This is a genomic window from Micromonospora rhizosphaerae (assembly GCF_900091465.1).
In the GTDB taxonomy this organism is placed as follows: Bacteria; Actinomycetota; Actinomycetes; order Mycobacteriales; family Micromonosporaceae; genus Micromonospora; species Micromonospora rhizosphaerae.
Genome location: NZ_FMHV01000002.1, coordinates 1947194 through 1960242 on the forward strand (window position 1 = coordinate 1947194; position 13049 = coordinate 1960242).

The window sequence follows — 13049 nt, forward strand, 5'->3', positions numbered from 1 at the left end:
GCGAGCTGGGGGTAGCCGACAGCGGGGTCGTCAACCGGCCAGGCCCGCGGCGCGCCGGAGCAGTGCGCATCGCTCCGCCGCAGAGCCCACCACGTCGGCGGCGGCCCGGAACAGCGCGGCGGCGCGGACCGGGTCGCCCTGGCGGGCGGTCAGCTCGGCCTCCGCGGCCAGCGCCGGCGGGTAGCCGTCGAGCCCCCCGCCGGCGCGGGCCTCGGCGACCAGGGCCAGGCCGGTCGCCGGGCCGTACGCGAACCCGTGGGCCACCGCGCGGTTGAGCCGGACCACCGGGGTGGGGCGGATCAGCGCCAGCTGGTCGTACCAGCCGGCGATGGCCGGCCAGTCGGTGTCAGCGGCGGTCCGCGCGGTGGCGTGGCAGGCGGCGATCCGGCCCTGGAGGGCGTACGGGCCGTGGCCGGCCCGGTCGAGCAGCGACAGCCCCTCGGCGACGGCGGCCTGGTCCCAGCGGGAGCGATCCTGCTCATCAAGGGTGAGCAGATTGCCGTCGGCGTCGCGGCGGGCGGCCCGGCGGGAGTCGTGCAGGAGGAACAGCGCGAGCAGCCCGGCCACCTCGGGCTGCTCGGGCATCAGCTGATCGAGCAGCCGGGTCAGCCGGATCGCCTCGTCGGCGAAGGCGGGCTCGCCGTCGGCGTCGTACCCGCGGGTGAAGAGCAGGTAGAGCACGGCCAGGACGCCCGGCAGCCGCTCGACCAGCGCGGATCCGGTCGGCACCCGGTACGGGATGCCGGCCGTGGCGATCTTTGTCTTGGCCCGGGTGAGCCGCCGGGTCATGGTGGATTCGGTGACCAGGAAGGCGCGGGCGATGTCGGCGGTCGGCACCCCGGCCACCGTGCGCAGGGTCAACGCGACCCGTGCCTCAAGGGCCAGCGCCGGGTGGCAGCAGGTGAAGATGAGCCGGAGCCGGTCGTCCACCACGTCCCCCTCCGTCCCGGCCGGTGCCGGCTCCGGCTCAGTGAGCAGCGCCAGGTCCCGCAGCTTGCGGCGTTCCACGGTGGCTCGGCGCAGCACGTCCACGGCCCGGTTCCGGGCGGTCGTCATCAGCCAGCCGCCCGGATTCGCGGGTACGCCGTCGCGGGGCCAGCGCTCCACGGCCAGGGTCAACGCCTCCTGGGCGCAGTCCTCGGCGAGCGTCCAGTCCCCGGTGACGCGGATCAGCGCGGCCACGATCCGGGCGTACGACTCCCGGCCCGCGACGGCCACCGCGTCGGCCGCCTTGGTCACTCAGGCATCCGGATTGGCGAAGGGGCGCAGCTCGATCCGACCCCGGTAGGCCATGGGGTGGCTCCGCGCGACCTCGATCGCCTCGTCCAGGTCGGCACATTCGAGCAGGTCGAAGCCCACGATCACCTCCTTGGTCTCGGCGAACGGGCCGTCGGAGACGAGCAGCTCGCCGCCGCGAACGCGGACCGTCGTGGCCGCCGAGGGCGGTGCCAGCGCGTCGCCGGTCAGCCGCTGACCCCGGGCGTCCCGCTCCGAAACCCAGTCGTCGATGTCGGGCGCCGCGGTCGGGTCGGTGTCCGGCTCGGTGTCGGTGCAGACGAACATCATGTACTTCATGCTTCGCTCCTCGGTGTCGTGATTCCACCTGGGTGACGAACGGGGTCGGCGGTTCCGGACACCTGCATACCAAATTTTCTCGGCGAAATTCGGAGTGATATCCGTAGCGTGGTTGGGTACTGCCGGGCGATGTTCTTCATCTTCGGGCTGCGTACCAAGGTCGACCGGTCCGGCGTCGTCACCCAGGTATGTCGCAACTGCCGCGACCAGGCCCCCTTCCTCTACTGGCTGATCGGTCGGCGGCCGGTCACCCCGGCCCCGGTGCACACCGTCTCCCGGCCGCCGTGCACGCCCGGCCGCCGGCACCGCCGCCGCAGCCGACCGTCCGCCGGTGCCCGGTCGCCCCGCTCCCCCTGGAACCGCTCCGCCGACCGCTGACCCGGCCGGCCCTGTGATCTTCGACCCCGATCGGGCTCCATCCCTGTTCGCGCCAACTAGGCTGGGGCCGCCGTCCGAACGGGGAGAATCGTGCGCAATCACCCGGCCGTCGTGCTGGTGGCCGTACTGCTGTCCACCCTGTCGCTGCCGGTCTCGCTGACCGGCGCGTCCGTCGCGCTGCCCGACATCGGCCGGGACCTCCACGCCGGGCTGGCCGGCGTGCAGTGGGTGGTGAACGGCTACAACGCCACCTTCGCCAGCTTCATGCTGGCCACCGGAGCGCTTGCCGACCTGTTCGGCCGCCGCCGGGTCTACGCCGTCGGCGTCGTGGTCTTCGCCGCCGGCGGGCTGCTCGCCGCGATCGCCGACAGCATCGTGCTCCTCGACGTCGCCCGGGCCCTCGCGGGTGTCGGCGCGGCCGCCGCCGCGACCAGCGCCTCCGCCCTGCTCGCCGGGGCGTTCCAGGGCCGCGCCCGGGCCCGCGCCTTCGGCGTCTTCGGTACGACGATCGGCGTCGGCCTCGCCTTCGGTCCGTCGATCGCCGGGCTGCTCATCGAGGGTTTCGGCTGGCGGGCGGTCTTCGCCGTCCCGGCCCTGGCCGCGTGCCTGGTGCTCGTCCTTGTCCCGCTGCTGCCCGAGTCCCGCCAGCCGCACCCGGGGCGGGTCGACTGGGCCGGCACGGTCTCGTTCACCGCCGCGCTGCTGCTGCTCATCTTCGGCTTCGTCCAGGGCCCCGAGTACGGCTGGGCGGCGCCGGTCATCCTCGCCGCGTTCGCCGCCGCGCTGGCGCTGCTGGTGGTCTTCGTCCGGGTGGAACGCCGCCGCGCCGAACCGATGTTCGACCTGGCCCTGCTGGCGAGCCCCCGGTTCCTCGGCATCTGCCTGGCGGCGGCCACCATCGTCGCGGTGCTGGTGCCGCTGCTGGTCTACCTGCCGGCGTACCTGACCACGGTGGTCGGGCTGAGTCCGGGCGCGGCCGGGGCGACACTGATCCTGCTCACCGCCCCCACCCTGGTGCTGCCACTGCTGAGCGGCGCGCTGACCCGGCTGGTCCCGGCCACCGCGGTCACCGTGGTCTCGGTGGTCGTGGTCGCCGTCGGCGCGGCCTGGGCCACCGTGCTCAGGCCGGACGCGGACACCGCGACGCTGGCCGGGCCGCTGCTGACCATCGGCGTCGGGGTGGGACTCTCCATCGGGCTGCTCGACGCGATCGCGATCGGCAGCGTCGCGCCGGCCCGGGCGGCGACCGGCGCCGGGATGATCAACACGGCGCGGCTGACCAGCGAGACCGTCGCCATCGCGGTGGCCGGTGCGGTGCTGGCCAGCACCACCGCCGGCCGGCTCGCCGACCCGGGCTTCACCGGCGGTCTGCGTACCGTGCTCTGGTCGATGGCCGCGCTGGCGCTGGCCGCCGCGGTGGCCATCGCCGTGCTGGTCCGCCGCCGGGGCGCCGACACCGACCTGCGGTCTCCGACGGTCCCCGCCTCGGCCGCCGAGCACTGAAACCGCTTGCCGCCGGTTCAGTCGCCGGTGCGCAGGGCCTCCGGCGCGAAGCCGGCGATCTCCTTGTAACGCCGCGAGATCGCTTCCAGTTCGGCCCGGCTGATCACGTCCTCGATGCGCTCGAACGGCTGGTCCCCGGTGCGCTCCCAGACCTCGCGGATGATCACGTCGGGTGGGGTACTGCGATTGGTGCGTACCACCTGCGTGGTGACCGGCAGACGCCGTTTCTCGTACGCTTGGAGCGCGGCCTGCGGGTCGTCGATGGTCGACAGGGAATGACGCAGCGCACGCGCGTCGAGGATGGCCTGCCCGGCGCCGTTGGAGCCGCGCGGCACCATCGGGTGCGCGGCGTCACCGAGCAGCGTCACCCGGCCGAAGGTCCACCGGTCCAGCGGATCCTGATCGACCATCGGGTACTCCAGCACCTGCTCCGCGCCGCGGAGCATCGCCGGAACGTCGAGCCAGTCGAAGTGCCAGTCCTCGAAGGCGCCGATGAAGTCCTCCAGCCTGCCCGGACGACCCCAGTCCCGCTCGACGTGCCGCGGCGTCTCGATCTCCGCGACCCAGTTGATCAGCTGGTTGCCCCGCCCGTCGACATTGTCGCGGATCGGGTAGATGACCATCTTTCCGCGGTCCAGCCACCCCGCTCGGACCATGCTCGCTCCGGTCAGGATCGGCTGCCCCACGGTCGTACCGCGCCACATGTTGATGCCGGAGTATCGCGGCGGGCCTTCGTTCGGGTGCAGTTGTGCGCGAACTGCCGAGTGGATGCCGTCACCGGCGACCACGACGTCCGCCGCGACGGCCGGCAGCGTCTCACCCGTGCTGGAGCTGCGGAACCGCACCTGCGCGACCCGGTCGTCCTGCGTCACGCCGGTGCACCGGTGATCGAGGACGACCGCGTCCGCCCCCAACCGCTCGCGGACCGCGTCCAGCAGCACCCGTTGCAGATCACCACGATGGATGGAGAACTGCGGATGGTCGTACCCGGCGTACCGGCCGCTGGGCTCGCGGTAGATGAGCTGACCGAAGCGGTTGAAGAAGACGGACTCCCGGGTGGTCACCGAAGCCCGGGTGAGCGGGTCCTCCAGACCCAGCTGGCAGAGCACCCGGGAGGCGTGCGGCAGGATGTTGACGCCCACGCCGAGCGGGCGGATCTCCGGCACGGCCTCGTAGACCCGGCAGGGAATGCCGGCGTCGTGCAGCTCAAGGGCCAGCACCAGGCCGCCGATTCCGGCACCGACGATCAGCACGCGCTCGTCGCGGCCGCGGACATCGCTCATTCCTTCTTCTCCTGACACAGGTTGGATCAGTTGCGCGGGGCGGAAGCCCACCCGGACCGGACGTCGGCCACGGTGACGACGGCGCCCAGATAGGACCGGAACTCCTCGACCGCCGACCGGTGGCGAGCCCGGCCGGTGGCCGCGGTGGCGTCGGCGACCAGTACCGGTTGGAAGCCGCGGGCCAGGGCATCGAGTCCGGTCGCCCGCACACACAGGTCGCTGGTCACTCCGGCGAGCAGTACCACGTCCCGGTTGCGGGCCCGCAGGGACAGTTCCAGCGAGGTGTAGGCGAAGCCGGAGTACCGGTGCTTGACCACCACCCGCTCGTCCTCGGCTGCGCTGATCCGGTAGGGCTGCGCGCCCCACGACCCCTGCCGGACGATCGGGTGATTCCGTACGTCGAGCAGGGCGCCGGCGTCGCCGCGGGCCAGCCATTCGGGCGTGTCGGTCCAGTCCGAGTGCTCGGTCCGTACGTGCAGGCACGGCACGCCGGCCGCCCGGGCCGCCTCGAGCAGCGCCTCGATGGCGGCCACGGCCGGCTCGACGTCGCTCAGGTCGCCACCCGCGCGGGCGAGCGCTCCGTCGGGGTGGCAGTAGTCGTTCTGCACGTCGACGATGACCAGCGCGCAGCGTCGTGCCGCGGGCAGGGGAGACGCCTGCGGAGTCACGCCGCCGACCCGGGTGCCACCATCGAATCCACATCGATCTCGCCGTTGACCAGGCCGTACTTGCGCATCTCCGCGGCGATGAAGCGCAGGGAGCCCAGGTCGGACTTGGCCCGCCACACCGGGAGGATCATCTTCTGGGCGGACTCGGGGGTCACCTTCTGCAGGGTGGGCAGGGCCGACCGGAACGCGGCCGGGTCAGCGGCGATGGCCTCGGCGGTCGCAGCGACGCCCTTCTGGAAGGCTTCGACGACCTTCGGCTGCTCCTTCGCATACCGCTTGTTGGCCACGTAGGAGCCGATCTGCAGACCCGGCTTGGACTCGACGTAGGGCCACAGCACGGGCCGGAATCCCCGCCCGAGGCCGATGGAGACGAACGGCTCGATCTCCCACGCGGCGTCGACCCGACCGGCCTCCAGGGCCGGCAGCATGTCCGGGAAGCCGATCTCGACGAAGCTGATCCCCGAGGTGTCGACACCGCGGGCCGCCAGGGCCGCCTTGATGGTGATGTCGCCGATGTTCTTCAGCGTGTTGACCGCGATCTTCTTGCCCGCCAGGTCCTTCGCGGAGGTGATCGGGCTGTTCTTCGCCACGAGCACCGCGGAGAAGTCGGCGTCGGTCTTTTCCGTGGCGAAGGTGCCGGGCGCGATGAGCGAGATCGGCAGACCCTTGTTCGCGGCGAGCAGCACGCTGGCGACGTTGGAGCCGCCGAACTGGTAGGTGCCGCTCACCACGCCAGGGATGACGGCGGCGCCGCCCGCGGCCGTGTCGATGTCCAGGTGCAGCCCCTGGGCCTTGAACAGGCCCTTCTGCTCGCCGTACTCAAGGAAGGCGGCGGGCACACCCGCCGTCTCGGCGATCTTGACGGTGGTCAGCTTGCCGTCGCTGCCCGGCGTCCCGGTGGACGAGGATCCACCGCCCGACGAACCGCAGGCAACCAGGAACAGAGAGAGTGCGGCCGCCGTCGCTGACGCGGCCAGGCGAAGGGAACGGGGCATCGCTCCTCCTTGTGAGGCTGGTGAGTTCCGCCACCGTAGGACTCCTGTTGCGTGAGAAGGAATCCCTCGCGGAAAAATTCCGCTGGCCAGAACAACCGGTGTCCCGTACCGTCCCCGTATGCCAGACCGCGGGGACACCCAGCCGCTCCCTCCGTACGCCATCGAGTCCGTCGACAAGGCGCTGCGACTGCTCCTGCTCATGCGCCACCGGGGGACGGTCCGGGTGACCGACGTCAGCGACGAGCTGGGCGTCGCGCGGTCCACCGCGCACCGCCTGCTCATGACGTTGGCGCACCACGGGTTCGTCGCGCAGGACACGGTGTCCCGCTCGTACCGGGTGGGACGCGTGATGGTCGAGATCGGTCTGGCGGCGGTCGGCGAGCTGGACGTCCGTCGCAAGGCCCGCCAGCACATGGAGAAGCTCGCCGCCGAGCTGCGCGAGACGGTGAACCTCCTGGTGCTCGAGGGTGCCGAGGTCCACTTCATCGACGGCGTGGAGAGTGACCGGACGCTCCGGGTCACCGCGCGCACGGGTCTGCTGGTACCCGCGCACGCGACCGCCGGCGGAAAGGCGCTGCTCGCGGAGCTCTCGGCCAGCGAGCTCGAGGCGCTGTACCCGAACGGGCTCGACCGAATGACCGAGCGAACCCTGACGGACATCAATCTGCTTCGGGATGAGCTCGCCGAGGTGCGCCGGCTCGGTTACGCGATCAACCGGGGTGAGCGGGAGCACGGGGTGCACGCGGTGGCGGTGTGCATCCGCGACCATGCCGGTCGCGCCGTTGCCGCACTGGCCACCAGCGTGCCCGCCCCGCGCGCGTCCCGGCTGCACAGTTTCGTCGAACCCCTGCGTCGGTCCGCCGACGCGATCGGTCGCGACCTCTAGGACCGGCGGCTCTACCTGCTGGCCGCCACCCCGCAGGATGACCGTGCGTCATCGTCCTGAGTGGGCAGGGTGACGGGGGCCGTGCGGCTCTGGCGGCGGCACCGGGCGATGACTACGCTTGCGCCGTTCGCCGTCCGCAACCGGTCCTCATGGTCGAGGGTGCACGTCTGAGACAGAGCCGGAGCGAATAGTTGTGCTGCCCCAGCACGTGAGCCGTGCCGCCGTGGCACCGGCCCGGCTCACGCTGTCCGGCCGCGTCGGTCTCGTCGCGGCCGCGTTCGTCGTACTTGGGGAAGCTGTCTGGCTGGTGGTCGGGCTGCCCGGCGCGGCCCTGGTCAGCCACCTGGGCGGGGTGGCGGTGGCGACCTGGGCGACGGTCGCCTGCGTCCGCGTGGCCCGCCGGCAACCGGCACCGCTGCGCCGGTTCTGGTCGCTGCTGGCGGTCACCATGGCGCTCTCCGCGCTCGGCTGCATCCTGTGGACGGTGGAACAGCTGAACGGCCACCGGCTGCCGCACACGCCGCTGCTCGGTGTCGTCTTCACCGCGGGCATCGTCACCGGCACGGCCGCGCTGCTCTGCTCGCTGGCCGCCCCGCGCAGCCTGGTCGGTCAGGTCCGGACCCTCCTCGACGGGGTGATCGTCGGGCTGGCCCTGATCCCGATCGGCTGGGTGGTGGTGTTCCGTGACATCGCCGCCGTCGCCCTCGCCGATCCGCTGCGCACCTTCGGGCTGCTCTACCCGATGTTCGACCTGATGCAGCTGACCATCCTGGTGGTGGTGGCCGGGCCGTCCCGGCCGATGTGGCGACCGCTGAGGGTGATCGGGGCGAGCCTGGCCATCCGGGCGGCGGCCGACACGACCTACGTCTCGCTCTTCGCGCACGACAGCTACGTGCCGGGCCATCCGATCGACGTCTGCTGGGCGCTGAGCTTCCTGCTGATCGGCGCCGCCACCAGGTGTCCACCCCCGCCGGCCTGCGACGGCGAGGACGAGACGGCCGAGTCGCCGCAGCCGCCGTGGTGGCGGGTTGCCCTGCCCTACCTGCCGGTCGGCGGGGCGATCGTCGCGGTGATGCTCTCCCGCCGGCCCACCGGGCAGACCCCGCACCTGATCTTCCTCGCCATGATGACCCTGCTCGGGATGCTGGCGCTGCGCCAGGGGCTGGCCGCCAACGAGATCCTGCGGCTGGTGGCCCGGCTGCGCCGGCTGGCCTACTTCGACCAGCTCACCGGCCTGCCCAACCGGCTGACCTTCAACCGGCGGCTGCGCCGGGCGCTGTACGACGACGTCCGGGTCGCCGTGCTGCTGCTCGACGTGGACGGGTTCAAGCAGGTCAACGACCGCTTCGGGCACGCCACCGGGGACCGGCTGCTGACCACCATCGCCGAGCGGATGCGGGACGCCGTCGGCGCCGACGGCATGATCGCCCGCCTCGGCGGCGACGAGTTCGCGGTGCTCGTCGAGGGCGACCGTCCAGTGCCGCCCGAGCCTCTCGCCGAGCGGCTGCTCGCCGCCCTGCAGCCGCTGCCCGGCGAGGAGGACCTCGGCGTGCACCCGTCGGCCAGCATCGGCATCGCGGAGTACGGCCCGCAGCACACCTCCCACACCGACCTGCTCCGGGACGCCGACATCGCGATGTACGCGGCCAAGGCGGCCGGCAAGTCCGCGTACCGGACGTGCACGCCCGCGCTGCGCGAGTCGGCGGTGTCCCGCGCGGAGCTGATCGCCGACCTGCGCCGCGCGGTCGACGAGGGGCAACTGCAGCTGGAGTTCCAACCGATCGTCGACCTGGCCACCGGCGCGGTACGCAGCGCCGAGGCGCTGGTCCGCTGGCGGCACCCCCGGCTCGGCATGCTCGACCCGGCGAAGTTCCTGCCGCTGGCCGAGGCGACCGGGCTGATCCTGCCGATCGACCGCTGGGTGCTTCAGGAGGCGTGCCGGGCCGCGGCGGCCTGGCGGCAGAACGCGCCCGGGGTCATCGTCGCGGTGAACATCGCCGCCGCGCACCTGCGCCGGCCGGACCTGATCGCCACGGTCATCGCGGCCACCGCCGACGCCGGGCTCTCGCCCCGGGCGCTCACCCTGGAGCTGACCGAGTCGGCGTTGATCGAGGGGAGCGACGTGGTGCTGGACCGGTTGCGCCAGCTGCGCGAGCTGGGCGTCCGGATCGCCATCGACGACTTCGGCACCGGCTACTCCTCCCTGAGCTACCTGCATCGGATCCCGGCCACCGAGCTGAAGATCGACCGCTCCTTCGTGGCCCGGCTCGGCGCCGAGGCCCCCCGGGCGTACGCGACGGTGGAGATGGTCACCCGGCTCGCCGGCGCGTTCGACCTGGCCGTGGTGGCCGAGGGGGTGGAGACCGAGGCGCAGCACGCGGCCGTGACCGCGATCGGCTGCGTCCACGGTCAGGGCTGGCGGTACGGGCGTCCGGCCGCCCTGCCCGAGCTGCTGGCCGCGCTGACCCCGGTCGACGTCGCGCGCTGAGTCCTTCCGGCCCGGCCGTATCGGGTCGAAGGTCCCGACGAGGACGGGGGGTTCGGCCCTGCTGTGGCAAGGCGTCGACGGTGACGATGGAACCGTCACCGAGAAGCGCGACCATCCCCTCAGGAGCCGGATATGAAGCGACGGACGTTGGACCTGCTGTTCAGCATCGGCGGGCTGGGCCTCGCGGTCCTGCTGCTCGTCGTGGGCATCGTCCTCACCACGAACGCCAACTTCGCCAACAACTACGTGCACGACCAGCTCAGCGCCCAGCACATCAGCTTCAAGCCGGCGGACCAGCTGACCGACGAGGAGAAGAAGTCGGACTGCCTCCGGGAGTACGCCGGCAAGCCGCTGACCACCGGCAAACAGGCCGAGTGCTACGCGAACGAGTTCATCGGCCTGCACCTCAAGTCGATCGGCGGCGGCAGGACCTACGCCGACCTGGGCGAGCCGCAGGCCGCGCTGCGCGAGCAGGTGGCCCAGGCCGAGCAGGCCAAGGCCGCGAACCTGGCCGACCTGCAGAAGCAGCTCGCCGACGTCAGCGCCCAGCGGGAGACCGTCTTCAAGGGCGAGACGCTGCGCGGCATGCTGCTCACCTCGTACGGCTTCAGCGAGTTCGGCCGCAAGGCCGAGCAGGGCGCCCTGGCGATGTACCTCGGCGCGGCGCTGCTCCTGCTGCTGTCGATCGCCGGCCTGGTGCACGCCTTGCGGACCCCGGCCAGCGAGGCGTTCGCCGCCCCGGAGAAGAAGGTCAAGGAGCCCGTCACCGCCTGACCTTCTCCGGCCCCGGCCCGTCCGCCCCGGTCTCCTGCACCCCCTCAGGAGACCGGGGCGGCCGCTTTTCTGCGGACACCTTCCCGACCCGGCCGGAGAATCGGGCTTGACCCTCACGCAACGGTAGGCGGGAGCCTTGGTCGCGGAAGGGAGGGAACCATGGCGTACACGGTGGGACAGGTGGCGAAGGCCGCCCGGGTGACGGTGCGGACGCTGCACCACTACGACGAGATCGGGCTGCTGTCGCCCAGCGGGCGCACGGCGGCCGGCTACCGGCGGTACGACGACGCCGACCTGGACCGGTTGCAGCTCATTCGCTACTACCGGGAGCTGGGGTTCCCGTTGGAAGAGATCGCGGCGATCGTCGACGACCCGGGCGCGGACCCGGCGGCGCACCTGCGCCGGCAGCACGACCTGCTCACCGGGCGGATCGGCAAGCTCCAGGAGATGGTCGCGGCGATCGAGCTCGCGCTGGAGGCGAGAAGGATGAACATCAGGCTCACGCCGGAGGAGCGGTTCGAGGTCTTCGGCGACTTCGACCCGGACGCGCACGCCGAGGAGGCGGAGCAGCGCTGGGGTGGCACCGAGGCGTACCGGGAGTCGAGCCGGCGGGCCGCCAGCTACTCGAAGGACGACTGGCTGCGGATCAAGGCGGAGAACGAGGACTGGGGGCGGCGCTTCGTCGCGGTGATGGAGTCCGGCGCGCCGGCCGACTCGCCGGAGGCGATGGCGCTGGCCGAGGAGCACCGGCAGATCATCAGCCGCTGGTTCTACGACTGCTCGTACGAGATCCACACCGGGCTGGCCGACATGTACCTGGCCGACCCGCGGTTCACCGCGCACTACGAGAAGATCCGGCCGGGGATGGCCGCGCACCTGAGCGAGGCCATCCACGCCAACGCGATCAGCCGGGCCTGACGCGCGGGGCTTGGAGGCGGGGCTTTAGAGGAACAGGTCGAGGATGAGGACGCCGGCGAAGCCGACGACCGAGATGACCGTCTCCATCACCGACCAACTCTTGATGGTCTGCCCGACGGTCAGCCCGAAGTACTCCTTGACCAGCCAGAACCCGGCGTCGTTGACGTGCGAGAAGAACAGCGACCCGCAGCCGATCGCCAGCACCAGCAGCGCCACCTCCGGTCCCGGGAGCGTGGCTGCCAGCGGCGCGACGATGCCCGCCGCGGTGATGGTGGCGACGGTGGCCGAGCCGGTGGCCACCCGGATGCCGACGGCGACCAGGAAGCCGAGCAGCAGCGGCGAGAGGTTGGCGTCCTTGGCGTACTCCGCGACCAGGTTTCCCACGCCGGCGTCGACCAGGACCTGCTTGAAGCCGCCGCCGGCGGCGACGATCAGCAGGATGCCGGCGATCGGCGGCAGCGAGCCGCCGAGGAAGCCGGAGACCTGGGTACGGCTGAACCCGGTCTGGTAGCCGAGGAAGATCATCGCGAAGATGACGCCGGCCAGCAGGGCGATGATCGGGGTGCCGATGATGTCCAGCGCCTTGCGTCCCGCGGTGCCCTTGTCGAGGGTCAGCTCGCCGATCGCGCGCAGCAGCATCAGCACCACCGGCAGCAGGACGGTGGTCACCGCGGCCCACAGGGCGGGCGCGCGGCGCGCCCGTACCTCCGCCGTGGCCCGCTCGTCGATCGGCTCGCCGGGGCGGCCGGTGCCGGGGTTGACCAGGTCGTCCTCGGCGACGAGGTCGCCGTCAGCGTCGGCGGGCCCGCGACCGGTGGCCGCCGGTCCGCGCCCACCGGCGACCAGCAGCGGGCGCCGGGTCGGCAGCAACGCCTCCGGGGCGACGGCGGGCACGTAGCGGGCGATGAAGTTGCCGAAGATCGGGCCGGAGACGATCACCGTCGGGATGGCGACCAGCAGTCCCAGCGCGAGGGTCTGGCCGAGGTTGGCGCCGAGGGCGTCGATCGCGACCAGCGGGCCGGGGTGGGGCGGCACCAGGCCGTGCAGCACGGACAGGCCGGCCAGCGCCGGGATGCCGATCTTCATCAGCGGTACGTCCACCCGCCGGGAGACCAGCAGCACGATCGGCACCAGCAGCACCACCCCGACCTCGAAGAAGAGCGGCAGGCCGATCAGGGCGGCCACCCCGGCCATCGCCCAGGGCAGGGCCGAGCCGCCGACCCGGGCGACCACCCGTTCGACGAGGCTGTCCGCGCCGCCGGACTCGGCGAGCAGGCCACCGATCATGGCGCCGAGCGCGATCAGCAGGCCGACCCCGCCCACGGTGGACCCGACGCCGGAGCTGAACGAGGTGACGATCTTGTCGACGGGTACGGCGGCGACCACGCCGAGCACGGCCGCGCCGAGGATCAGGGACAGGAACGGGTGCACCTTGGCCCAGGCGATGAAGAGCACCACCGCGGCGATGCCCAGCACGGCCGCGGTGATCAGTTGAGCGTCACCGGCGTTGGTGAGCGGTGCCGCCGGTGCGGCGAGCAGAGTGACCACAGCTATCACAACCTTCGGTAGACGCCCGTGACT

General features: G+C 72.2%; 12 protein-coding genes. 6 read left to right on the forward strand and 6 right to left on the reverse strand.

What is annotated here, in order from left to right:
• Nucleotides 1–30 precede the first annotated feature (30 nt).
• Together GA0070624_RS09475 and GA0070624_RS09480 are read right to left on the reverse strand one after the other, a co-directional pair.
• The gene (locus tag GA0070624_RS09475) at nt 31–1239 is read right to left on the reverse strand and encodes an RNA polymerase sigma factor (protein ID WP_091339085.1); all 1209 of its coding nucleotides are present in this window, start codon (nt 1237–1239) and stop codon (nt 31–33) included.
• Nucleotides 1240–1575 carry a YciI family protein gene (locus GA0070624_RS09480; RefSeq protein WP_091339088.1) on the reverse strand — a complete coding sequence of 112 codons (336 nt, stop codon included), beginning with the start codon at nt 1573–1575 and terminating at the stop codon, nt 1240–1242.
• Nucleotides 1576–1704: 129 nt separating this feature from the next.
• On the opposite strand from GA0070624_RS09480, the gene GA0070624_RS35630 reads away from it, so the two are divergent.
• A complete protein-coding gene (locus tag GA0070624_RS35630; RefSeq protein WP_245718719.1) occupies nt 1705–1953 on the forward strand; it encodes a hypothetical protein in 249 nt (82 codons plus the stop codon).
• 90 nt (nt 1954–2043) lie between these two features.
• Nucleotides 2044–3456, forward strand: a complete 1413-nt coding sequence (locus GA0070624_RS09490) for an MFS transporter (protein ID WP_091339091.1) — start codon at nt 2044–2046, stop codon at nt 3454–3456.
• 17 nt (nt 3457–3473) lie between these two features.
• Here the strand turns inward: GA0070624_RS09490 and GA0070624_RS09495 are convergent, their stop codons facing one another.
• From GA0070624_RS09495 to GA0070624_RS09505, 3 genes are read right to left on the reverse strand one after another with little or no spacing between them, the layout of a single operon-like run.
• Nucleotides 3474–4739, reverse strand: coding sequence for a flavin-dependent oxidoreductase (locus tag GA0070624_RS09495; RefSeq protein ID WP_091339094.1), 1266 nt, complete (start codon nt 4737–4739; stop codon nt 3474–3476).
• Nucleotides 4740–4765: 26 nt separating this feature from the next.
• Nucleotides 4766–5407: a cysteine hydrolase family protein gene (locus tag GA0070624_RS09500; RefSeq protein ID WP_176731640.1), complete on the reverse strand. Its 642-nt coding sequence runs from the start codon at nt 5405–5407 to the stop codon at nt 4766–4768.
• Nucleotides 5404–6402: an ABC transporter substrate-binding protein gene (locus GA0070624_RS09505; RefSeq protein ID WP_176731641.1), complete on the reverse strand. Its 999-nt coding sequence runs from the start codon at nt 6400–6402 to the stop codon at nt 5404–5406. Before GA0070624_RS09505 ends, GA0070624_RS09500 begins: the two co-directional genes overlap by 4 nt.
• Before the next feature lie 118 nt (nt 6403–6520).
• On the opposite strand from GA0070624_RS09505, the gene GA0070624_RS09510 reads away from it, so the two are divergent.
• The 4 genes from GA0070624_RS09510 (at nt 6521) to GA0070624_RS09525 (ending at nt 11468) form a co-directional block, all read left to right on the forward strand.
• The gene (locus tag GA0070624_RS09510) at nt 6521–7288 is read left to right on the forward strand and encodes an IclR family transcriptional regulator (protein WP_091339102.1); all 768 of its coding nucleotides are present in this window, start codon (nt 6521–6523) and stop codon (nt 7286–7288) included.
• Nucleotides 7289–7496: 208 nt separating this feature from the next.
• Nucleotides 7497–9776, forward strand: a complete 2280-nt coding sequence (locus tag GA0070624_RS09515; protein ID WP_176731642.1) for a putative bifunctional diguanylate cyclase/phosphodiesterase — start codon at nt 7497–7499, stop codon at nt 9774–9776.
• 132 nt (nt 9777–9908) lie between these two features.
• Nucleotides 9909–10550: a hypothetical protein gene (locus tag GA0070624_RS09520; RefSeq protein ID WP_091339105.1), complete on the forward strand. Its 642-nt coding sequence runs from the start codon at nt 9909–9911 to the stop codon at nt 10548–10550.
• A gap of 159 nt (nt 10551–10709) precedes the next feature.
• Nucleotides 10710–11468 carry a MerR family transcriptional regulator gene (locus tag GA0070624_RS09525; protein WP_091339108.1) on the forward strand — a complete coding sequence of 253 codons (759 nt, stop codon included), beginning with the start codon at nt 10710–10712 and terminating at the stop codon, nt 11466–11468.
• 24 nt (nt 11469–11492) lie between these two features.
• Here the strand turns inward: GA0070624_RS09525 and GA0070624_RS09530 are convergent, their stop codons facing one another.
• Nucleotides 11493–13016, reverse strand: a complete 1524-nt coding sequence (locus GA0070624_RS09530) for a GntP family permease (RefSeq protein WP_091339111.1) — start codon at nt 13014–13016, stop codon at nt 11493–11495.
• Nucleotides 13017–13049 lie beyond the last annotated feature (33 nt).